The sequence below is a fragment of the Aeromonas sp. A600620 genome (assembly GCF_029479985.1).
Taxonomy (GTDB): Bacteria; Pseudomonadota; Gammaproteobacteria; order Enterobacterales; family Aeromonadaceae; genus Aeromonas; species Aeromonas veronii_A.
This window is the reverse complement of record NZ_JAAKXB010000006.1, coordinates 20,400-40,304: the sequence shown is the minus strand read 5'-3', so window position 1 is coordinate 40,304 and position 19,905 is coordinate 20,400. Positions and strand designations below refer to the sequence as shown.

At 60.0% G+C, this 19,905-nt stretch carries 20 protein-coding genes; 8 read left to right on the top strand and 12 right to left on the bottom strand.

Features of this window, described 5'->3' with window-relative positions:
- Positions 1–11 precede the first annotated feature (11 nt).
- Entirely contained in the window at positions 12–1,730 is a 1,719-nt protein-coding gene (gene sgrR / locus G5533_RS09505) for an HTH-type transcriptional regulator SgrR (RefSeq protein WP_421208923.1), read from the bottom strand.
- A 100-nt stretch (positions 1,731–1,830) separates the two neighbouring features.
- On the opposite strand from sgrR, the gene G5533_RS09500 reads away from it, so the two are divergent.
- The 3 genes from G5533_RS09500 to G5533_RS09490 all read left to right on the top strand — a co-directional run bounded on the left by G5533_RS09500 (position 1,831) and on the right by G5533_RS09490 (position 4,159).
- A complete protein-coding gene (locus G5533_RS09500; RefSeq protein WP_005336463.1) occupies positions 1,831–2,007 on the top strand; it encodes a hypothetical protein in 177 nt (58 codons plus the stop codon).
- A 150-nt stretch (positions 2,008–2,157) separates the two neighbouring features.
- A complete protein-coding gene (locus G5533_RS09495; RefSeq protein ID WP_005336464.1) occupies positions 2,158–3,426 on the top strand; it encodes an O-acetylhomoserine aminocarboxypropyltransferase/cysteine synthase family protein in 1,269 nt (422 codons plus the stop codon).
- 106 nt (positions 3,427–3,532) lie between these two features.
- Positions 3,533–4,159 (top strand): glutathione S-transferase family protein, encoded by a 627-nt coding sequence (locus G5533_RS09490; protein ID WP_216952691.1) that lies wholly within the window; start codon positions 3,533–3,535, stop codon positions 4,157–4,159.
- Between the two features lie 64 nt (positions 4,160–4,223).
- Here the strand turns inward: G5533_RS09490 and G5533_RS09485 are convergent, their stop codons facing one another.
- Both G5533_RS09485 and G5533_RS09480 read right to left on the bottom strand, forming a co-directional pair.
- Positions 4,224–5,123, bottom strand: coding sequence for a DMT family transporter (locus tag G5533_RS09485; protein WP_216952690.1), 900 nt, complete (start codon positions 5,121–5,123; stop codon positions 4,224–4,226).
- A 72-nt stretch (positions 5,124–5,195) separates the two neighbouring features.
- A complete protein-coding gene (locus tag G5533_RS09480) occupies positions 5,196–5,636 on the bottom strand; it encodes a DUF2214 family protein (protein WP_441254730.1) in 441 nt (146 codons plus the stop codon).
- A gap of 83 nt (positions 5,637–5,719) precedes the next feature.
- On the opposite strand from G5533_RS09480, the gene G5533_RS09475 reads away from it, so the two are divergent.
- Positions 5,720–7,360, top strand: coding sequence for a sensor domain-containing diguanylate cyclase (locus G5533_RS09475; protein WP_441254729.1), 1,641 nt, complete (start codon positions 5,720–5,722; stop codon positions 7,358–7,360).
- Between the two features lie 97 nt (positions 7,361–7,457).
- On the opposite strand, the gene G5533_RS09470 is transcribed toward G5533_RS09475, so the two are convergent.
- From G5533_RS09470 to G5533_RS09445, 6 genes are read right to left on the bottom strand one after another with little or no spacing between them, the layout of a single operon-like run.
- Complete coding sequence (locus tag G5533_RS09470) at positions 7,458–8,111, bottom strand: HAD family hydrolase (RefSeq protein WP_019445452.1); 654 nt, start codon at positions 8,109–8,111, stop codon at positions 7,458–7,460.
- Between the two features lie 39 nt (positions 8,112–8,150).
- Positions 8,151–9,158, bottom strand: a complete 1,008-nt coding sequence (locus tag G5533_RS09465; protein ID WP_421230862.1) for an ABC transporter ATP-binding protein — start codon at positions 9,156–9,158, stop codon at positions 8,151–8,153.
- Positions 9,159–9,164: 6 nt separating this feature from the next.
- Entirely contained in the window at positions 9,165–9,941 is a 777-nt protein-coding gene (locus tag G5533_RS09460) for an ABC transporter permease (RefSeq protein ID WP_005355251.1), read from the bottom strand.
- Positions 9,934–10,833 (bottom strand): ABC transporter permease, encoded by a 900-nt coding sequence (locus tag G5533_RS09455; RefSeq protein WP_441254728.1) that lies wholly within the window; start codon positions 10,831–10,833, stop codon positions 9,934–9,936. The genes G5533_RS09460 and G5533_RS09455 overlap by 8 nt, the downstream gene beginning before the upstream one ends.
- Entirely contained in the window at positions 10,833–11,666 is an 834-nt protein-coding gene (locus tag G5533_RS09450; protein WP_216976266.1) for an alkaline phosphatase family protein, read from the bottom strand. The genes G5533_RS09455 and G5533_RS09450 overlap by 1 nt, the downstream gene beginning before the upstream one ends.
- 9 nt (positions 11,667–11,675) lie before the next feature.
- A complete protein-coding gene (locus G5533_RS09445; protein ID WP_031227932.1) occupies positions 11,676–12,737 on the bottom strand; it encodes an ABC transporter substrate-binding protein in 1,062 nt (353 codons plus the stop codon).
- A 264-nt stretch (positions 12,738–13,001) separates the two neighbouring features.
- Here G5533_RS09445 and G5533_RS09440 point away from each other — a divergent pair, with 264 nt between their 5' ends.
- Complete coding sequence (locus G5533_RS09440) at positions 13,002–13,766, top strand: UTRA domain-containing protein (protein ID WP_419762089.1); 765 nt, start codon at positions 13,002–13,004, stop codon at positions 13,764–13,766.
- A gap of 49 nt (positions 13,767–13,815) precedes the next feature.
- Here the strand turns inward: G5533_RS09440 and G5533_RS09435 are convergent, their stop codons facing one another.
- Positions 13,816–14,580, bottom strand: a complete 765-nt coding sequence (locus tag G5533_RS09435; protein ID WP_005336490.1) for a helix-turn-helix domain-containing protein — start codon at positions 14,578–14,580, stop codon at positions 13,816–13,818.
- 1,276 nt (positions 14,581–15,856) lie between these two features.
- On the opposite strand from G5533_RS09435, the gene G5533_RS09430 reads away from it, so the two are divergent.
- Positions 15,857–16,483 carry a porin family protein gene (locus tag G5533_RS09430; protein WP_421255052.1) on the top strand — a complete coding sequence of 209 codons (627 nt, stop codon included), beginning with the start codon at positions 15,857–15,859 and terminating at the stop codon, positions 16,481–16,483.
- A 75-nt stretch (positions 16,484–16,558) separates the two neighbouring features.
- On the opposite strand, the gene G5533_RS09425 is transcribed toward G5533_RS09430, so the two are convergent.
- Positions 16,559–17,557 (bottom strand): sensor domain-containing diguanylate cyclase, encoded by a 999-nt coding sequence (locus tag G5533_RS09425; protein ID WP_441254727.1) that lies wholly within the window; start codon positions 17,555–17,557, stop codon positions 16,559–16,561.
- A gap of 190 nt (positions 17,558–17,747) precedes the next feature.
- Positions 17,748–18,638, bottom strand: coding sequence for a helix-turn-helix transcriptional regulator (locus tag G5533_RS09420; protein WP_421255051.1), 891 nt, complete (start codon positions 18,636–18,638; stop codon positions 17,748–17,750).
- A gap of 75 nt (positions 18,639–18,713) precedes the next feature.
- Here G5533_RS09420 and G5533_RS09415 point away from each other — a divergent pair, with 75 nt between their 5' ends.
- Positions 18,714–19,112: a VOC family protein gene (locus G5533_RS09415; protein ID WP_421205737.1), complete on the top strand. Its 399-nt coding sequence runs from the start codon at positions 18,714–18,716 to the stop codon at positions 19,110–19,112.
- Between the two features lie 332 nt (positions 19,113–19,444).
- Positions 19,445–19,885: an AlbA family DNA-binding domain-containing protein gene (locus G5533_RS09410; RefSeq protein ID WP_441254726.1), complete on the top strand. Its 441-nt coding sequence runs from the start codon at positions 19,445–19,447 to the stop codon at positions 19,883–19,885.
- Positions 19,886–19,905 lie beyond the last annotated feature (20 nt).

Genomic DNA, 19,905 nt, shown 5'->3' with positions numbered 1-19,905 from the left:
CGCGCCCCGCATCAGGACTCAAGCCTCCCCGTCTTATCCCAAGTGCTGACAGCCAGTTCCGGCCGCAACCAGGCGCTGCGAAAATCGAACCAGCCGAGCGCCGTCATCCGCACCCCGTGCACGCCGACCCGGCTCTCCAGCTCCAGCCAGTGGTGGAACAGCGGCACAAACCAGCTCTGCTGCTGCACAGTTGCCAGCAGGGCGCGGGGGCCAGGCTCCTCACCGCTGGCGCGCCACTGCATCAACCCTTGCCACAACTCATGCTGACTGCTCCACACCTTGCGCAGCAACGGGGTGCCCTGCAACCAGGCGTAGGGGGCAAAGGGGCCGGCATGTTCGAGGTTGAGGGTGCCGAGCCAGAGATCCACGTCTTCATCCTCGCCACTCACCCAACGACCGTAATCGAGGGTGCGCACCTCGAGCCGGATCCCCTGTTCGGCCAGCAGGCTGCTCATGGCGTTGGCGCACTCGTTGAACTCCAGATGCTGGTTGAAACAGGCCAGCACCAAGGTCGTCGGCAACTGCGCCGGTGTGGGCAAGGGCGCGGGCAGTGCTTCGCGCCAGTGGGGCAGCAGACCGAGGGCGCTGGTCCAGCCCCGTTGCAACTCGGGGGCGACCCGCCCCATCAGGGCTACCGGATTGAGCAGCTGGCCGAGCCACTGGCGCAGCGAGGGATCCTGCAAGGATCCGGAACGATCGTCCTGCAGCAGGAAGTAACAGCCCGACTCCAGCTCCGATTCGCCGCGCATGGTACCGAGCTCAGGGCTGTCGCGCCCCAGCTGCAGGTGGGTCTCCAGTCGCTCCGCAAGCTCAGGCAGCATCCAGATATCGATCTCGTCGAGCAGGGCGCGCAGGCCGAAGTAGTCGTCAAACGCCGCAAGGCAAAGATGCAGGGGATCGTTGGCGGCCACCCGGTATGGGCCTGTGCCCACCGGTTGCAGGGCAAAGCCCGCCTCCCCCTTGAGCTCCCGTGGCAAAATGGTCGCCACCGGCTCCGCCAGCAGGTGGGGCAGCCAGGGATCCGGGCTGTCGAGATAGAGATCCAGCGTGCGCGGCCAAGGGCTCTCCAGCCGATCCAGATGGGCGAACAGCGGGCGATCCCGCAGTGCCAGCAGACTCTCCATCACATCCTCCACCACCAGCTCGCGGCCGTGGTGAAAGCGCACCGCCGGGCGCAGATAGAAGCGCCAGTGACAGGGGCCCAGACACTCCCAGTGGTGGGCCAGATCCCCTTCGATTTCCCCATTTTCCTCATTTCGCCGGGTGAGGCCGTTGAAGATCTGGCGGCTCAGGTGAATTTCGGAGCGGCGCATCGGGCCGGTGGGCAGCAACTGCGGCAGCGGCCGGTAGTAGGGCACCCGCAGGATCTGGCGCCCCTCGCGGGTGGCCTGACCGAGCTGTTCGATCAGCAGCGGAGTGAGCAGATCGAGGCGATCCTCGGCCAGTCGTACCGCCTGCGCCAGCTGGCCCTGACTGAGCAGATCCCGCAAGCGGCGCCGGGTCAGGCTCTCCTGACTATCGAGCAGGGTGAGTCGGGAGCGCCGCCCCCGCCCCGCTTCCGCCGACCAGCTGAGCCAGCCCTGATCCTGCATCCGCCGCAGCAGCAGGCGGGCGTTGCGCGGGGTGCAGCAGAGCAGATCCGCCACCTCGGCGAGGCTGATCTCCCGTTCGTCGCTGCCAAGCAGCTGGGCGAGTCGTTGAAATTGCTGGTAGAGGCGACCGGTCGGCATAAAAGAGGAAATCCTGTTGCTATAAGTCATCAGTTTTTACTTCCGCATTTTAGCTCAATACTGCTGATGAACGTGAGAACCACCGCACAGGAGCACCATCATGAGCCACGCCAACCCCCTCAAACCGAACCGGATCCAGCAGACCTTGCGCCGTTACTTCAAGCGGATCCTGCCACGCCCGCTGCCACTCATCGAGGATCCCATGCAGCAGCTCAACCGCCTGATGCAGTGGGACATGAACCAGATCGATGACAAGGAGTATCGCCGTCGTCTCTGAGTGCGGGCCATACCAACCACTCGGGACACGCATCCCCTGTGGGCGACATTGCTTTGCCGGATCTTGCTGTTTACATCGGCCACGGGCCTGATAGATTGGACGTCTATCCATCTATAACTGCGACAAGCAACATCCAACAAGGAGTGTGTGATGAAAGATGCGACCCTGGCCCTGCACCACGGCTTTTCCAGCGACCCCACCACCAAGGCGGTCGCCGTGCCCATCTACCAGACGGTGGCCTACGAGTTCGAGAGCGCCCAGCACGGGGCGGATCTGTTCAATCTGGCGGTGCCGGGCAACATCTACACCCGCATCATGAACCCCACCAACGATGTGCTGGAGCAGCGGATGGCCGCGCTGGAAGGAGGGATTGCCGCGCTGGTGGTCTCGGCAGGTTCCGCCGCCATCACCTACGCCATTCAGGCGCTGACCGCCGCCGGTGACAACATTGTCTCCACGCCCCAGCTCTATGGCGGCACCTACACCTTGTTCGCCCACATGCTGCCGAGTTTCGGGGTCGAGGTGCGCTTCGCCAAGGATGACAGCGCCGAAGCCATCGCCGCCCTCATCGACGACAAGACCAAGGCGGTCTACTGCGAGAGCATCGGCAACCCGGCGGGCAACATCGTCGATCTGGCCGCGCTGGCCAAGGCAGCCCATGCCCGTGGCGTGCCGCTCATCGTCGACAACACGGTCGCCACCCCGGTGCTCTGTAAACCCATCGAACATGGCGCTGACATCGTGGTCCACAGCCTCACCAAATATGTCGGCGGCCATGGCAACTCGCTGGGTGGCGTCATCGTCGACTCGGGCAAGTTCCCCTGGGCAGATCACGCCGAGCGCTTCCCACAGCTGACCAAACCGGAGCCCTCCTACCACGGGGTGGTCTACACCGAGGCCTTTGGCCCGGCCGCCTTTATCGGGCGGGTACGCACAGTGCCACTGCGCAATACCGGCGCAGCGCTGGCGCCAATGAACGCCTTCCTGCTGCTGCAGGGGCTGGAGACCCTGAGCCTGCGCATGGAACGCCACGTCGACAACGCCCTGCGGGTTGCCAATCACCTCAAGCATCACCCCAAGGTGGCCTGGGTCAGCTACGCCGGTCTGCCGGGTCATCCCCACTATCTGCTGGCAGAGAAGTACATGGCCGGTCGCCCCTCGGCCATCCTCTCGTTCGGTCTGAAGGATGGTTACGAGGCGGGCGTGCGCTTCTACGATGCGCTCAAGATCTTCAAGCGGTTGGTCAACATCGGCGATGCCAAGTCGCTGGCCTGCCACCCCGCCTCCACCACCCATCGCCAGTTGAGCGAGGAGGAGCAGGCCAAGGCAGGAGTCAAACCTGAGATGATCCGGCTCTCGGTAGGGATCGAGGCGATCGAGGACATTCTGGCAGATCTGGATCAGGCGCTGGAGGCCTGAGTCTGGTGTTGAGCGAGCGGGCATCAGCCCGCTCTTTTTTTACTGCCGGTGAACCGCCCTCCTCACCCGCTCGTATACCCCATCCTGTCACCGAATCGAGGTCATTATGATAGTCCTGCACCACCTGAACAAATCCCGCTCCCAACGCATCATCTGGCTGCTTGAAGAGCTGGGCCTGCCCTATGAGATCAAGGCGTATCAGCGCGACACCACCACCTTTCTGGCGCCGCCCGAGCTCAAGGCCATCCACCCCCTCGGCAAGTCGCCGGTCATCGAGTTCGACGGCCGGGTACTGGCAGAATCGGGCGCCATCACCGAGTACCTGGTCGCCCGCTACGCCGCCGATCGGCTGGCTCCGGCACCAGATAGCCCGGAGTATCCCGAATACCTGCAGTGGCTCCACTTTGCCGAGAGCTCGGGGATTCTGCCGCTGCTGCTCGACATGTTTGTGCGCAAGGATGGCAGCCCGATGCGCTTCCTGCCGGACTACGCCAGGGCGGAGTGTGCCAAAGTGCTGGGCTACCTCAATGAGGTACTGGCGAATCGCCACTATCTGGTGGGGGATCGCCTCTCCGGCGCCGACATCATGAACTCCTTCCTGGTGGATCTGCTGGCGCAAAGCGGCCAGCTGGCCCACTTCCCGCATCTGCAAGCCTATTGGGAACGCCTCAATACCCATCCGGCCCGTCAGAAGGCGGTAGAGCTGGAGCACGAGCTGGATCAGCGCCCCTGACCCAACAGCCGCCATGCAAAACGCCCCGATAGTCGGGGCGTTTTTGTTATGCAGCGAGCGCGGTTTACTTGGTCGCAGGCACCTTGTCCCGGCGCGACTTCCACCACCAGCGCAGCCGGATCTGGGAGATCAGCATCCCCGCCAGCATCAGGGCGCAACCGGCAATGGCACGCTCGTCCAGCGTTTCATCCAGCAGCAATACGCCCCCCACGGCGGCAAAGACGGTCTCCAGACTGAGGATGATGGCGGCGTGGGCCGGATGGGCGCCCCGCTGCCCCAGCACCTGCAGGGTATAACCCACCCCGACCGACACCAGCCCGGCATAGAGCAGCGCCTGCCAGCCAGCTACTGCGCCAGCCACGGTCGGAGTTTCGATGACAAAGGCGGTGGCGAGACTGAGCAGGCCGCACACCACAAACTGCACACAAGCCAGCTTGATGGGGGCCACCCGGTTGGAGTAGTGATCCACCAGCAGCAGATGGATCGCCCAGAACAGGGCGCCAATCACCTGCAGCAGATCGCCAAAACCGATGGTGAACTCGTCGGTCACGCTCAACACATAGAGCCCGCTCAGGGCAATGAGGGCTCCAATCCAGGTATTGGTACCCGTCTTGTGCCGCAGCAGCAGCCCCAGTACCGGCACCAGAATGATGTAGAGCCCGGTGATGAAACCGGCCTTGGCGGCAGTGGTATAGAGCAGCCCCACCTGCTGCAGGGATGCGGCACAGAACAGCACCAGTCCGGCCAGCACACCACCGGTCAGCAATTGGCGATGGTCGCCAGTGGCGACCACTGGTTGACGGGATTTGAGCCACCAGAGCAGCGGCAGCAGGGAGAAGGCACCGAGCAGAAAGCGCAGGCCATTGAAGGTATAGGGCCCCATATGATCCATCCCGAGGCGCTGGGCGACAAAGCCCATACCCCAGATGGTGGCAGCCATCAGCAACATCAGATTGGAGCGCATGGCGATTCTTCCTTAAATCGGCGCGTGACGGGTTATCCAATCCAAGATACCTGCCTCCCTACCCTCTTGTCTTTAGAGCGATAGCTGTTTTGTCAGCACGGCCAGCAGGGCGACCATTACCAGATTGCCCCGCAGGATCCAGACCACCCGGAAGTACTGCTGGATCGAGATCATCGGCGCCTTGCCCAGACGCAGGGCACGACGCCAGCGATAGAAGAGGCGACTGGGATAGTCGAGGGAGCCGACAATCAGCAGAAACAACCCCACTTTGAGACCGTGGGCAGGATGAGCAAAGAGCTGCGCCACCGAGCTGGCGTGTTCGAGGGCCAGCAGACAACCGGTGGCAAAGATGGAGAAGAGCGCCAGCGCCGCCACCGCATCTGCCAGCAGCAGACGGTGTACCCGCAACATATTCAGGCCGCGACGAAAGATCAGATACTCGACACAGAGCGCCAGGATCAACAGCATGATGCCGCCGTAGTGAGCCATCAGGAGCAACGTGGGGTTCAGCATTGAACGGATCTCATTTTCTGCCTTTAGACGGGCGGGACGGCATCATATATGCTGGTGACACCCGAGCTGAAAAGGATCTGTGCATGTCCCCCGCCAAGCCCAAGCACACTTGGTCTTTAATCACCCGCATGCGGCTGGGCCTCCTCCTGCTCTTTATTCCCGTAGTGTTGCTCGGCAGCATCTACTACCTGCATATGGAACGTACCCTGCGCCTCGAGCAGCAACAAAACCTGATTGCCCGCAACACCCAATATCTCCATACCCTGCTCGAACCCTATCTGGAGACCCTCAAACGCCAGTTTACGCTTATTTATCAGCAGGTAAATTATCAGGATTTCAGCGGCCCAGCGATCAGTAACGGCGAGCGCTACCTGCAACAGTGGCAGGCCTATCACGAGGTGATGGAGCTCGACTACGTCTATGTAGGAACCGAGCATCGCCAGATGCTGATCCACCCCACCTGGCAGGCGGACGAGAAGTTCGATCCCAGAACTCGCCCCTGGTATCTGCTGGCAGCCAGCCACCCGAACCGGATCGTCTGGACCGATCCCTATTACGACTACACTCTGGGTACCCTCACCATGGCGCTGGCTCGGGTAATTCAAGACCCTGACGGCAAGCGAGTGGGGGTGCTCTCCCTCGATACCCAGCTCACCCCCCTCGCCAACTGGCTCAACAACCGGCATGAACAGAGCCATCATCTGGGCAAGGGCTATCAGATCCTGATCAACCATGACGGGCTGGTGCTGGCTCACCCGGATCGCGAACAGGTATTCAAACCGCTCACCCACCCTGAATGGCTGACACACATGCAACAGCCGCAAGGTTTCTTCCTCGACGATGCCAGCGGCATGATGGTCTCCTACTACCGTGTCCCCGAGCAGCGCTGGTTCCTGCTCAGTGTCGAGCCCACCGCCAGCATGCAGCAGGTGATCGACAGCGTCTCCATCAACGTGCAGCTGATGATTGCCGTTGCCTGCTTTTTCTATCTGCTGCTAGCCCTGCTCTGGGCCCGCTACTTCCGCCGCATGCTGGGGGAGATCACCCTGCTGATCCGCACCAGCCGCTCTGGCGGGATAGCCTATAATGGCAGCCGCATGCTGGAGCTGGCCAAGGTCTATGAAGAGATGGATGCCGCCAGTCAGGACTTTGCCCAGATCCGCCAGCAAGCCAACCAGGACAAACTCACCGGTCTCTACAACCGCCGCTTCTTCGACGAGTGCCTGCAGAGACAGCTCAGCAGCGGTGCCCCCTTCCTGGTAGTGATGTTCGATCTCGATAACTTCAAACAGGTCAACGACACCTTTGGCCACCAAACAGGGGATATAGTGCTCAAACGGGTGAGCAAGCTGGGCATGAAAATGTTTGACCAGTGGGGCTGGCTCTGTCGTTACGGTGGCGAGGAGCTGGTGCTGATCTTGCGCCTGGAGATGCAAATGAGTGAGGCCACCTCGCTGCTGGAGAGCTTCAGACTTGCGGTCACTCAACTGGAATGGCGAGAGCCGGAACTGACCATTACCCTCAGCGCCGGGGTGGCCTTGAGCCACTCCGGGCTCTCGACCAAGGAGCTGATAGAACTGGCCGACAGCGGGGTTTATCAGGCCAAGCGGGAGGGGAAAAATCGCATCTGCTTCCCCCAGCGTCGCACCTGCGACGTGACGGAAGAGGATCCTTCCCCTAACCTTGATTCTACCCGGCGGCCCCCCCGGCAGGAGGGGGGGTGAGCACAACAGGGGGAAGGAGACAAGGGAGAGGCAACTGCCTCTCTCTGTTGTTTATGTCGCTATTCTTGCCGCACGTTAAGCCAGTGTGGCGCGCGACTCAGCGCTGCCACTCCCACACCGGCCAGCCCAGCTCCTCGGCCTGCTGACGCAGCGCGGGGGCCGGATTGACCGCATGGGGATGGCTCACCGCCCGCAGCATGGGCAGATCGTTGTGGGAGTCGCTGTAGCCAAAGCTCCCCTGCCAGAGATGGTCCCTGCCGGCAAACAGCTGGTTGATACGGGCCACCTTGCCCTCGCGAAAGCTGAGGGTGCCGCGGGTCTGGCCGGTCAGCATCCCCTCCTCCTCATCGAGCAAAATGGCGACGCAGTGATCCATCCCCAGCATCTTCGCCATGGGGGCGACCAGATGCTCGCCGGAGGCGGAGATAAGCACCAGATCGTCGCCCCGCTCCCGATGCCATTCGATGCGCGCCAACCCCTCGGGGTAGAGGCGCTCGCGCAGCACCTGCTCGGCAAAGCGGGTAGAGAGCGAGTCGAGCCACTGTCGCGTCTTGCCCGCCAGCGGTTGCAGGGTGAAGGCCATGTACTGGTGCATATCCATCTTGCCCTGATGATAGAGGGACATCATCGCCTGCTCCTCGGCGATCATGCTGGCGGGGGCCAGCTCCTCGGCCACCATGTATTCCAGCCAGAGGCTGGCAGAATCCCCGGCAATCAGGGTTTCGTCCAGATCAAACAGTGCCAGTGCCATGGGCGCTCCTCGCAGTGAAAATGGAGATGAAATGCGGCCTCATGCTACCTCACAGAGTTGATCCCGGGCCACCGCCAGGGTCACGGCACTGCCGGTGGCCAGCAGATCGCCAGCCGAGCGGTTGAGGCAATCCACCGTCAACAGCCCTGCCTCGCACTCCACCTGATAGCGGATCACGTTGCCGAGCAGCTGTTGCTGACGAACGATGCCGGGCAGGCTGGGTTCGCTGCTGGTTGCCCCGGCGGGCAGCAGGGTGATGGACTCTGGCCGCAGCGCCAGCTTGCCCTGAAAACGGGGGCCGAACAGCGACTTGCCCTGCTCGGCGCCGAGCAGGTTGTAGTTGCCGATAAAGCCCGCCACAAACTCGCTGGCGGGGCGGGTGTAGATCTCCTCCGGCGTGCCGCTCTGGACGATGGAGCCCTTGTTCATCAGGAAGATCCGATCCGACATGGTAAGCGCCTCCTCCTGATCGTGGGTCACGAAGATGGTGGTGAGTTCGAGCCGCTGCTGGATCTCGCGGATCTGCTGGCGCAGGCTGCGGCGGATGCGAGCATCCAGCGCCGAGAGCGGCTCGTCCAGCAGCAGGATCCGCGGCTGCACCACCAGTGCCCGGGCCAGCGCCACCCGCTGGCGCTGGCCGCCGGAGAGCTTGGCCGGATAGCGGCGCTCGAAGCCGGTCAGCTCCACCAGCGCCAGCGCCTCCTGCACGCTGGCGGCGAGATCCCGTCCCGGCTGGGGCTTCATCTTGAGGCCGAAGGCAACGTTGTCCCACACCGTCATGTTGGGGAACAGCGCATAACTCTGGAACACCATGCCGATGCCCCGCTTCTGGGGCGCCTGCCAGGTGATATCTTCACCGGCCACCCGCACCTGACCGCCATCCACCGGAGTGAGCCCCGCCAGCGCCCGCAGCAGGGTGGATTTGCCACAGCCGGAGGGGCCGAGCAGGGTCACCAGCTCCCCCTTGCGAATGCCGAACTCGATCCCCTCGAACACCGGCGTATCGCCGTAGGATTTGTGCAGTTGATTCACTTCTAGATGGAACATGTTGATTCACCGATGAAATCTGTTGGCCGCCCAGGTGAGCAGCAGGGTCAGCAGGAAGTAACTCATCACCAGCGCACTGGTGAAGTGGCCAGAAGTGGCGCGCATGTTGTAGAGGTAGACCTGCAGGGTCTCGTAACGGGTGCCCACCAGCATGTTGGCAAACACGAACTCGCCGAGCAGGAAGGAGAGGGAGAGAAACAGGGCTGCCAGCAGCCCCTTGCGCAGACAAGGGATCACCACCAGCAGGAAGGCGCGCCGACTACTTGCCCCCAGCAGATGGGCGGCATCCATCAAATCCCTGAGCGGTACCCCTTGCAGGCTGTTGGCCAGCGCCCGATACATAAAGGGGAGCACCACGGTGAACCAGGTGCCGATCAGGATCCACGGCGTGCCGATAATCGGCAGCACGCCGTCGGCGTAGATCTGCAGCAGCCCCACCGACGAGACCACTGGCGGCACCGCGAAGGGGAGCAGGATCAGCAGGTTCATCCAGGGATCCAGCTTTGGGAAGTAGTAGGCCACCACCAGCACGGTCGGCACCAGCACCAGGGTCCCCAACAGCAGGGTGGCGAAGCAGACCAGGAGGCTGCGGCCAAACGCCGCCAGAAAGCGCGGGTCGCCCCACAGCTTGAGATACCAGTCGAGGGTAAAGCCATCCGGCAGCAGGGTCGCCCCCCAGCGGGTGGAGATGGAGTAGAGAAAGGTCGCCAGCAGCGGTAGCAGCAGGGTGGCGACCAGCCCACCCAGCACCCACTTGGGCCAGCGTGGCGTCAAATCATGCATGGGATTGCCCCTTGTTCACATAGCTCTTTTTCAGCAGCCACTGGTTGGCGGCCGTCACTACCCCCAGCAGCACCATCAGGATCACCGCCAACGCCGCCGCCATATTGGGCTCGAGGAAGATATCGCCGGAGACCAGACTGGCCACCCGGATGGTCACCAGATTGAAGTTGCCGGTGGTGAGGGCGTAGGCGGAGGCATAGGCCCCCACCGCGTTGGCAAACAGGATGATCAGGGTGCCGAGCAGGGCAGGCGTCAGCACCGGCAGCGCCACGTGCCACACATATTGTCCCTTGCTAGCGCCGAGCAGCGCGGCCGCTTGCGGCCACTCATCCTGCAGCGCATCGAACGCCGGGTAGAGCAACAGCAGGGCGAGCGGGATCTGGAAGTAGGTGTAGATGAGGATAAGGCCCGACCCCGAGTAGAGGTTGAAGCCGTCGATCAATCCCCAGGATTTCAGCAGCAGGGTCACTGCACCATTGATGCCGAGAATGATGATGAAGGCGAACGCCAGCGGCACCCCGCTGAAGTTGCCGGTCATGGTGACAAAGGCCAGCAGCAGCCGTTTGACCCGCTCACCACTGTGGCGCAGCGCCGCCGCCCCGAGGGTGCCGATGGCAAGCCCCGCCAGACTGGCGATACCGGCGATGCGCAGCGAGTTGCCGAACGATTGCAGGTAGAAGGGGGAGCTCAAAATCTCCCGGTAGTAGTCAAGGCCCCAACCATCTGGGGTCTGAAAGCTGCCCACCAGCACCCACACCATGGGAGCGAGCTGGAACAGGATCATCAAGAGGATAAACGGCAGCAGCACCAGCGCGGGCAGCCAGTGGCGGCGCACCTTCTGCTTGGTTGCCACAGGTTGATCCGCGAGGATCTCGGTGGTTGCAGGCATCATCAGTGCACCTCACGCATAAAGGCCGCCTTGAGCAGCGGTGGCGCTGCCGGCTTGTCGTGGGAAACCCCCAGCAGATCGGCCATCAGGGCGCAGAGCTGGGTCTGGGCGATCACCACCCCATCCGGCCAGCGCTCGATAAAGGCATCGCCAAACAGCCAGAGTGGCACGGTGCGCTCTTCCGGCAGGGTGCCGCCGTGGCTCAGATCGTTGTTCATGCCGTGATCCGAGGTGATCACCACCTGATATCCCTCAGCCAGCCACTGGGGCAGCAGATCGGCCAGCAGGCTGTCCATGCGGCGCGCCTGATTGCGGTACTGGCGGGAATCGAGGCCAAACTTGTGGCCCGCATCGTCCACCCCCATCGGGTGGATCAGCAGAAAATCGGGATCGTACTGGCTGCGCAGCCATTCCCCATCCATCAGCAGATGGCTGTCGGGATAGTTGTCATCCCAGTAGAAGCAGCCGTGCTGGATGGGCAACTGCTCGTCATGAGTAAAGCGATCACGGGCAGCCAGCCAGGGGCTGCGGTTGTAGAGTTCGCTCACCCAATGGTAGGCCGCCGCTGCGGTGCGTTTACCCGCGGCGCGGGCCAGATGGAAGATGGAGTCATGCAGACTGAGGCGACTCACCCCGTTGTGGGTGATGCCGCTCACCACCGGCGGCACGCCGGTCAGGATGCACTCGTAGAGAGGCCGAGAGAGAGACGGCAGGGCAGCATTCAGGGTCGTATGCAGGCCCCGCCCCGCCTCCACCATGCCACCGAGGTAGCCCATGGTGTGGGCTACCTCGGCTGCCAGACCATCCACAAGTACCACTATCACCTTGTGTTGCACTGGATTCCCTTACTGCATGTTGATCATGACGGTTTCTTGCCACTGGCGCGGCAGGGCTTTGGAGCTCTGCTCCCAGGCGGCGTGATCCTGCACCGGCTTGGCATTGGCGTACTGCTCGGCTGGCAGCAGCTTGGCCTTCACATCATCCGGCAGGGTCACGTTGCTGCGGATCGGGCGGGCGTAGCCGCGGGCCAGATTGATTTGACCGGCATCGGAGAGGATGTATTCACGGGCCAGCTTGGCGGCGTTGGGGTTCTTGGCCCACTTGTTGATGATGGTGGTGTAACCGGCGATGACGGAGCCGTCGCTCGGGATCACCACCTCAAACTTCTTGGGGTCGATCTGGTCGCGGTAGTTGAGGGCGTTGAAGTCCCACAGCACACCCACTTCCACCTCACCCTTCTCGATGTTGGCGATGGTGGGATCGTTCAGGGAGAGACGACCCTGCTTGGCCAGCTGACCGAACAGCTCCAGTGCAGGTTTCAGATTCTTCTCGCTGCCGCCGGTGGCATAGGCCGCCGCCAGCACGCCGTTGTTGGCCTGGGAGGCAACGCCCACATCACCCAGGGTCACCTTGTAGTCGCCACCCAGCAGGGATTGCCAGCTGGTGGGGGCGGCCTTGACCAGATCCTTGTTGATAAGGAAGGCGATGGTGCCGGTATAGGCCAGCATCCAGTGACCGTCGGCGTCCTTGGCCCAGTTGGGAATATCGGCCCAGGTGGAGGGTTTGTAGGGTTGGGTAACACCCTGCTTGACCGCAACCGGACCGAAGGCGCCGCCCACGTCACCGATATCGGCGGTGGCATTGGCCTTCTCGGCGGCGAACTTGGCGATCTCCTGCGCCGAGCTCATGTCGGTATCCTGGTGCTTGATGCCGTAGATGCTGCCCAGCTGCTGCCAGGTATCCTTCCAGTTGGCCCAGCTGTCGGGCATGCCGATGCTGTGGAGCTGGCCTTCGCCACGGGCGGCCTTTTCGAGATCCGCGATATTTTCGGCTGCATAGCTATTTGTGGCAAACAACGGTTGGCTGATGGCCACCATGGCCAGTGCACTTGCGATCACGCTTTTCATCATCCCATCCCTCTGGACTAGGTCAGTTAAGGTTCGAGAGGGATGCTAGAGGGGAATTGTGACGGTGGCGGGGCGCTTTAATGGCAGTTTGATGACAATCACCCTGTCATGGCGCTGTCATCCACAGCAGTTACAACTCTGAACCCGAGTGAGGCTGGACTATTCCAGTAAGGGATTGGCCAGCCACCCGCCTTCTGAATAAGCAACAGGGACAAGAGTGTGACCGAGCCGAGATTGAGCGAGCAGAGAGTGAACGAACAGAGCATGGCCGATGGCCGCGTCTCCTCCAAGTGCGAACAGATTTGCCAGACTCTGCGCCGCTATATCGGCAGCGGCCAGTTGGGGGCCGGGCAGCAGCTACCCGCCGAGCGGGCCCTGAGCGAGCGCTTTGCCACCACCCGCATCACCATCAAGGAGGCGCTCTCCAGCCTCGAAGCAGACGGCCTTATCTACCGGGCCGAGCGGCGCGGCTGGTTTGTGGCGCCACCCCGCCTCACCTACGATCCCGCCATCCACACCCACTTTCACCAGTGGATCGGCGAGCAGCAACGCACCGCCGAAACCCGGGTGCTGGCCCACGGCAGCGAGCTTGCCAGCAGCGAGCTGTGCCGCTGGATGGGGTTGGAACCCTTCACTCCACTTTATGAGATCCGCCGCCAGCGGCTGATCGACGGCCGCCCGGTGCTGCATGTCAGCCACCACCTGCTGGCGAGCCGCTTTCCCGATATCGCCAGCGCGCCGCTGGCCAGCTCCCTCACCGAGCTCTATCAGCAGCGCTATGGCATAGGCCAGGGTGGGGCGAGTCTCGAGATCACCCCCTCGGCGGCGCGCGGCGCCATCGCCCGCGCCCTCAATCTGGCAGAGGGGAGCGCGGTGCTGCGGCTGGTGCGGGTCAATTACGACGAGCGGGGCGGTCTGGTGGATTGCGATATCGAGCACTGGCGGCAGGATGCCATTCGTATCTGTCTCGATACCCGGGCGCTGCAACCCATGATTGCCAAAGCGCAGCCCATGCAACTGGCAGAGTAACCACTCTCAGACTCACGAGCAGACACGGATCCCGCAGGATCCGCCGGGATCAGTTGTCGATATTGGGGATCATGTCGTCAAAGCTCTGGTAGCCGCAGTCGGCCAGTTGCAGCGACATGGTGTAGGTCTTGGCATGCTCCTGCTGCCCGATGGCGGGGCGGTTGAGCTTGATCTCCTGATGCCAGTACTCCTTCATCCGGTCGATCAGCGCCATCGCCTCCCCCTCGTTGAGGTGCAGCTGACAGAGCGCCATATAGTTGTTCGACTTGTGCATGTTCTCCACCAGATACTCCCCCAGCACCGACATCGCCTGCCGCGCCTGCTGGCGGGCGAAACGGCTGTGCTGCTCGAAGCTGATCCGCTCGCTGATGAGGAAGTGGTAGCTGTTGTCGATACCAAGCTGCAAAATGCCGAGCTTCTCCAGCTTGCGCAGATAGAGGTAGCAGGAGGCATCGGTCAGGCCGTACTCCCGCTTGAGATCGATCAGCGTCTTGTCGCGCCAGAAGATATTGGCGAGAAAGGCGTAGAGCCCCGGCTCGTTGTGAAACGCCTCATCCTGCTCCTGAGTGAAGACGGCGCGGCGGCTCTGGGCGTCCTGAGTGCGATCCAGCAACTCCTCGAACGAGAGCCCCACCAAATGGCAGATCTCCAGCAGAGTATCGAACGGCAGCGAGGGCTTGTTCATCATCCGTTTCACGGTCGCGATGGAGACACCCATGGCTTCTGCCAGGGTCTGATAGCGGATCCCCTTGTCGGTCAGGGTCTTCTTCAGGGTGTCGAGAATATTGTTGGCCAGGGTCTGGCTGTAGGTCATGCCACTCTTCCTTGTTATCGCACTTTCATTGCATGGTTATGCCGAGTCAGCTTCTGACCTGTTTTTACCTTCAAGGCTCAGATATTGACACCGAAAAAACAGCCCAGAGAAAAAATCGCCTATAACACCCATCAGGACAGACCAGTTGAACGATGAGGTCGCAAAATCTGACACCAGACAGTGCATATCTTTCAACCCGCAAACATTTTGCTAGTGCTGCATAGAACATCGCGCATAATCGAAACGTATCGAATTCAAGACCCTTCCTGGTTGAGAAATCGATTGTTTGCTTCCAAATTTTTATCTTTTAAACCGTAAGGTTTTTTCTCTTTCCTGGCATTGGGCGGCGCTGATAGCACCGCCCTTTTCTTTTCCCTGAATTCGCAGGTCAGGTCAAGGGCCCCGGCAAGGGGAAGTGTCACAGGCCACCCGCCGCCCACTGATGCGCCAGCCACTACGACCTCTCTGGCAAGGTATCCTAAACGATCCTTAATACCGTCTCATTGCCATTAAATATATTTAAATGGCTTACTTGGAAAGCTTCACTCAATATAAAAACAAATATAATCAAGTAATTTAAAACATCAAAAACTTATCTTTTAAATGGCTTGCATATATAAGCAAACAAAATTAATCGGGCCGCACGCCCCATATCTGCTTATCACACCCCATGCCCACCCCAACAACTGCTACCGGGTGAAGAGAAAAGCCACCCACAAGCGCCCATTCGCGTATCTGGTGGGTAGCATAGCCCACGCAAAAACAGCCTCAAAAGACCACCAAAAGTTACAATGGGAACAATCCCAAACCTCAAAAAGAGCAAAAAACAGGCAAAGAGAGAAATTTTTTTCTCACGGTTTCACCTTGTGATGCGTTCAAAAAATCATCGAAAAGAACCTGATGCCAATCAGTGACATCTGAGATGCCAATTTTTAGACGGCTCATCATGGCCACGCTCGAATGAAAATTCAATGCTGATAAAAATCAATCACATAGAATCAAAATAGAACTCGCAGCCGGTCATTTGCCTCACCAGTTAATTATTTAAACCTCAATAAAGCTAAAACTCTAATAACACCATTTATTAAACAAAATGGCCCTGCTTGCAGCCAGTCATATTTATAATGATGGGGAAACCACTCTCTTGTTATTCAGAAATGTGCTGACTATACTGCGGCCCCTCTGTGAAAGCAGAGCGATGACGGAAATATAAAAAGCTTCATGGATTGAGCAATATAAATTACACGCAGTTCACGCAACACAAGGTTATTTATCCATGAACAAGTTTAATAAAATTGCCGCTTTCTCCCTGCTTGCTCTGGCCATGAATGGCGGCGCCCATGCCGAAGGCTGGTATGCAGGTCTGGATCTGACCACCTCCAAGATGGATCTCGACGGTGACCTCCAGCGCGCCTATAACGCCAAAGTGATCGACGACCAGCTCGACGGCGGCAGCCTGATCGTCGGTTACAGCTTCAAACCCTGGCTGGCCATTGAAGGTGGCCTGCACGCCCAACAGATGGAGCAGCTGATCTGGGTGACCTCTCAGGGGGCAACCGGCTTTGCCGACACCACCATCGACACCCGCAGCATCAGCCTGGCCGCCAAGCTGAGCCATCCGCTGGCCTGGGGCTTCAGCGCCTATGCCAAACCGGGTATCGCTTACACTCGCACCGAAGTGGAAGTTGTCGGCAATGCCACCATCCTCGGTATGAGCGGTCAGGTAAGTGGCAGCGAAACCAAGAGCAAGGTACACCCCAATCTGGAAGTGGGTCTGGACTACGCCTTCAACGACAGCTTCTCTGCCGGTATCGGTTACGAGCGCCAGTTCAACGCCCTGAGCCTGGGTGATGAGCACTACTCTCTGGATACCCTCAAGCTGGGTCTGCGCTACCACTTCTAAGTCGCGCCGCGTCAGTAACAATGCAAAAGGGCCACAGGTTTCACGCCTGCGGCCCTTCTATTGGCTGATGTGCCATCAGCAGATCTGATTCTTGCCCTGCTGCTTGGCCTGATAGAGCGCCCGATCGGCACGCACCATCAGACTCTCCTTCTGCTCACCCTGCTGATACTCCGCCACTCCGAAGCTCATGGTGGTAACACCGCGGGGACAGATGGGGTTCGTCACCATCAACGCCTGAAACTTGTTCGCCACCACCAACGCATCTTCACGGCCGGTATTGGGCAGCAGCACCATAAACTCGTCGCCACCCCAACGAGCCAGCAGATCAATCTCGCGGATATGGTCGCGCACCAGCGCCACTATGTGGATCAGGGTCTGATCCCCGATATTGTGGCCATAGCTGTCATTGATCTGCTTGAAGTTGTCCACATCCATGGCAATCACGGTAAAAGGCAAGTGAAAGCGGCGCGCCCGTTCGCACTCCAGCTGCAACGCCCGCTCCAGCCGATAGCGGCTGGCGGCACCGGTCAGGGCATCAGTCTCCGCCAGCTGACGATTCTCCTCCACCCTCTGTTGCAGTGCCTCGTTGACTCGCACCAGCTCGGCGGTGCGCTCCGCCACCAGTTGCTCCAGCGACTGATTGCGCAGCTCCAGCTGCTCCAGCAGCAACTTGCTGGCGTGGATATTGCGATGGGCGCCGATCATCCGCGCCACAGACCCATCGGGATTGCGCTCTATGATGCGGCCGCAATCCTCGATCCAGATATAGTCTCCGCCGCGACTGCGGCAGCGATACTCGACACGGTAGTCGGGGGCGGCGCCGCTCAGATAGGCATCGAAGCTCGCCATCACCCGATCCATGTCGTCGGGGTGGATCACACTCTCCCAGGTGAAGACATTGTTGCCTAGAGTATGGGGCTCGTAGCCCAGCATCCGGTACCAGCCCGGGTTGCGATAGACGAAACCGGTGTTGGCATTCCAGTCCCAGATGCCATCGCTGATCACCTCGAGAATGCCATGTACCACGGCTTCGCTGACATCCGAGATCCTGATCGTGTCGCTGTCCTGCAGCATGGGAGACCATCCTTGTATTGCCGCCCCGCTGGGGCGCGGGGCATTCCAGCCTGATGTTGAGAAATGATAGCGGCAGACGGCTGCACAGTCCGCTATCCGTTGATCGATGAAAACCGCCACTACTTGTTCCGGTTATCGGCCGCCATCGGGTTCGTCTGAATAACATTAGCAACCAGTGTGGCTCAATATTTCACCCTTGTCCGGTTTTAAAGGCAGGATGATGCAGGTTGCGATAGTGGCTGGGCGCCAGGCCATGCTGGCGTTTGAAGGCGGTGGAGAAGTGGTACTCGTTCTTGAAGCCGCACTGCTCGGCCAGCAGCTTCACCGGGTCGGCCCGGCTGGCCAGCAAGAGCGCCGCCCGCTGCAGCCGCAGCCGTTGCAGCAGCGCCATGGGCGCCAGCGCGAAGTGCTGCTGGCAGAGCCGGTAGAGCTGGCGCTCGGAGAGATGCAGGGCGCCAGCCATGCGCGCTATGTCCCACGGCTCGGTCAGCGCCTCTTTGAGCAGCAATTCGAGGCGCAGCGCCAGCCGCTCGCCACGCCGCTGCCCCTTTTGCAACAGACGGCGCAGGTAAAAGCCGAGCTGCTCAACCAGCAGGGCGCTGAGCAGCGGGTCCTGATGGCGCTCCTGCTCCGCATAGAGGTTCTCGAGCGTGCGCAGCACGGTAGCCTGCTGGGAGGTACAACCGAGCCGGGGGTGGCTGGCGAAGGCATCCCAGGGGGAATCCTTGTGCAGCAGCAGCCACACCAGCTCCCACTCACTCCCCTTATTCACCTGCTGGTTCAACGGCTCACTCAACTGATAGCAGAGTGGCTCCCCGGCTGGGATCAGCGCCCACTCCCCGGCCTGCAACCGCTCGCGGCGATCGCCCACCTGCACCTCCCCCTCACCGCCCAGGGTCAGCAGAAAACAGTGCATATCGGCAAAGCGGCGCGCGATGCGGTAGCGGGTCTTGAGACGGGAATAGCCCGCCAGCCACACCTGCTCCTGTGCGAGGGCCGGCAGCAGACTGTCGCAACAGATCTGCTCGCGGCAGTCGGGGGAGACATCGATAATCTCGGTGTTGGCAGTTTCAGACATCATCAGGACGGGCTCAGCCATGTCGAAGGGACAGGCCCCAGCATAGCATTAAGGGCATCGAGTCACAGGAGACCAGCCATGCATATCCATCACGTCGCCATCTGGGCGCAGGATCTGGAGGCACTCAAGGCATTCTACTGCACCCTGTTTGGCGGGCAGGCCAATGAGCGCTATCACAACCCGAGCAAACAGTTCAGCTCTTACTTCGTGCGTTTCGAAGGGGGCGCCAGCCTGGAGCTGATGCACATCCCCATACTGTTTCCGGCAGATCTCACTCTGCCACACCCGTTGCAGGGGCTGGCCCACCTCGCCTTCTCCCTCGGCAGCGTGGAGGAAGTGGACAAGATGACCGCCCGCCTCAAGCTGCTCAAGGGCGCCGAAGTGAAACACCTGGACGGCCCCCGCTGGACCGGCGACGGCTATTACGAGAGCACCTTCCTCGACCCGGAAGGCAACCGGCTGGAGCTGACCATCTAATACCTGAATGCTCCCCTCACCCTGGCCCTCTCGTAAGTTCGATTAGCGAAGCGTAATCGGACAACGGTAACGGCATTGCTCCCTTCTCCCGTTTATTAAAAAAGGAGGAGAAGGGCTGGGGATAAGGGAAAGGAAAAAGAGATTTCGCGGTAAACGTTGGGCTTCGCTACGCTCGCCACAACCTACACGATCGGTAGTTTGGTGCTGAGCCTGCGAAGCCCAACATGCGAGTTCAGCTTATAAGCATGTAAATAGTTCCATTGCGACCATATTTGAAGGTAAACTGACGACAATTACAAAATACAATTTACATTACTTCATGGTTTTATTTAATGAACAGCATCATTAATGACTTACTCTCAAAAGGTAAAGAAGGTCTCTGGTGGGACTTCAAACAAAAATTCCACAACAATATTGTTGCAATGGTCCATGATATTCTATGTATGGCTAATGTAATTCACAATGGGAATAGATACATAGCTTTCGGAATATCTGATTCATTAGAAGTAGTTGGATTAAACGAGAGTGATAAAAAATATACTCAAGCAGATATTATAACTGCGCTTAGAAGACTACGTTTTAGTGAAGATAACATCCCAAACATTCAGCTTGATTTTTTACAATTTAATGAAGCCAAGTTAGCAATCCTAACAATATTTAATGAGCCTTTAAAACCATATTACCTGACAAAAGAATACAGTTATCAAGGTAAATCCATACGAGCTGGTGTTGTTTATTCACGGACAAATGATGCTAATACACCATTAGATTGATGTGCCAATCCAATTGATGT

Excerpts from the sequence above, each read along its gene's own strand:
- G5533_RS09485 (WP_216952690.1), bottom strand. The coding sequence starts at position 5,123 with ATGCGCTCCAATCTGATGTTGCTGATGGCTGCCACCATCTGGGGTATG.
- G5533_RS09435 (WP_005336490.1), bottom strand. The coding sequence starts at position 14,580 with ATGACCTACAGCCAGACCCTGGCCAACAATATTCTCGACACCCTGAAG.
- G5533_RS09470 (WP_019445452.1), bottom strand. The coding sequence starts at position 8,111 with ATGGCACTGGCACTGTTTGATCTGGACGAAACCCTGATTGCCGGGGAT.
- G5533_RS09465 (WP_421230862.1), bottom strand. The coding sequence starts at position 9,158 with ATGTTCCATCTAGAAGTGAATCAACTGCACAAATCCTACGGCGATACG.
- G5533_RS09430 (WP_421255052.1), top strand. The coding sequence starts at position 15,857 with ATGAACAAGTTTAATAAAATTGCCGCTTTCTCCCTGCTTGCTCTGGCC.
- G5533_RS09490 (WP_216952691.1), top strand. The coding sequence starts at position 3,533 with ATGATAGTCCTGCACCACCTGAACAAATCCCGCTCCCAACGCATCATC.
- G5533_RS09445 (WP_031227932.1), bottom strand. The coding sequence starts at position 12,737 with ATGAAAAGCGTGATCGCAAGTGCACTGGCCATGGTGGCCATCAGCCAA.
- G5533_RS09500 (WP_005336463.1), top strand. The coding sequence starts at position 1,831 with ATGAGCCACGCCAACCCCCTCAAACCGAACCGGATCCAGCAGACCTTG.
- sgrR (WP_421208923.1), bottom strand. The coding sequence starts at position 1,730 with ATGCCGACCGGTCGCCTCTACCAGCAATTTCAACGACTCGCCCAGCTG.
- G5533_RS09480 (WP_441254730.1), bottom strand. The coding sequence starts at position 5,636 with ATGCTGAACCCCACGTTGCTCCTGATGGCTCACTACGGCGGCATCATG.
- G5533_RS09425 (WP_441254727.1), bottom strand. The coding sequence starts at position 17,557 with ATGCTGCAGGACAGCGACACGATCAGGATCTCGGATGTCAGCGAAGCC.
- G5533_RS09410 (WP_441254726.1), top strand. The coding sequence starts at position 19,445 with ATGAACAGCATCATTAATGACTTACTCTCAAAAGGTAAAGAAGGTCTC.
- G5533_RS09420 (WP_421255051.1), bottom strand. The coding sequence starts at position 18,638 with ATGATGTCTGAAACTGCCAACACCGAGATTATCGATGTCTCCCCCGAC.
- G5533_RS09440 (WP_419762089.1), top strand. The coding sequence starts at position 13,002 with ATGGCCGATGGCCGCGTCTCCTCCAAGTGCGAACAGATTTGCCAGACT.
- G5533_RS09495 (WP_005336464.1), top strand. The coding sequence starts at position 2,158 with ATGAAAGATGCGACCCTGGCCCTGCACCACGGCTTTTCCAGCGACCCC.
- G5533_RS09455 (WP_441254728.1), bottom strand. The coding sequence starts at position 10,833 with ATGATGCCTGCAACCACCGAGATCCTCGCGGATCAACCTGTGGCAACC.
- G5533_RS09415 (WP_421205737.1), top strand. The coding sequence starts at position 18,714 with ATGCATATCCATCACGTCGCCATCTGGGCGCAGGATCTGGAGGCACTC.
- G5533_RS09460 (WP_005355251.1), bottom strand. The coding sequence starts at position 9,941 with ATGCATGATTTGACGCCACGCTGGCCCAAGTGGGTGCTGGGTGGGCTG.
- G5533_RS09475 (WP_441254729.1), top strand. The coding sequence starts at position 5,720 with ATGTCCCCCGCCAAGCCCAAGCACACTTGGTCTTTAATCACCCGCATG.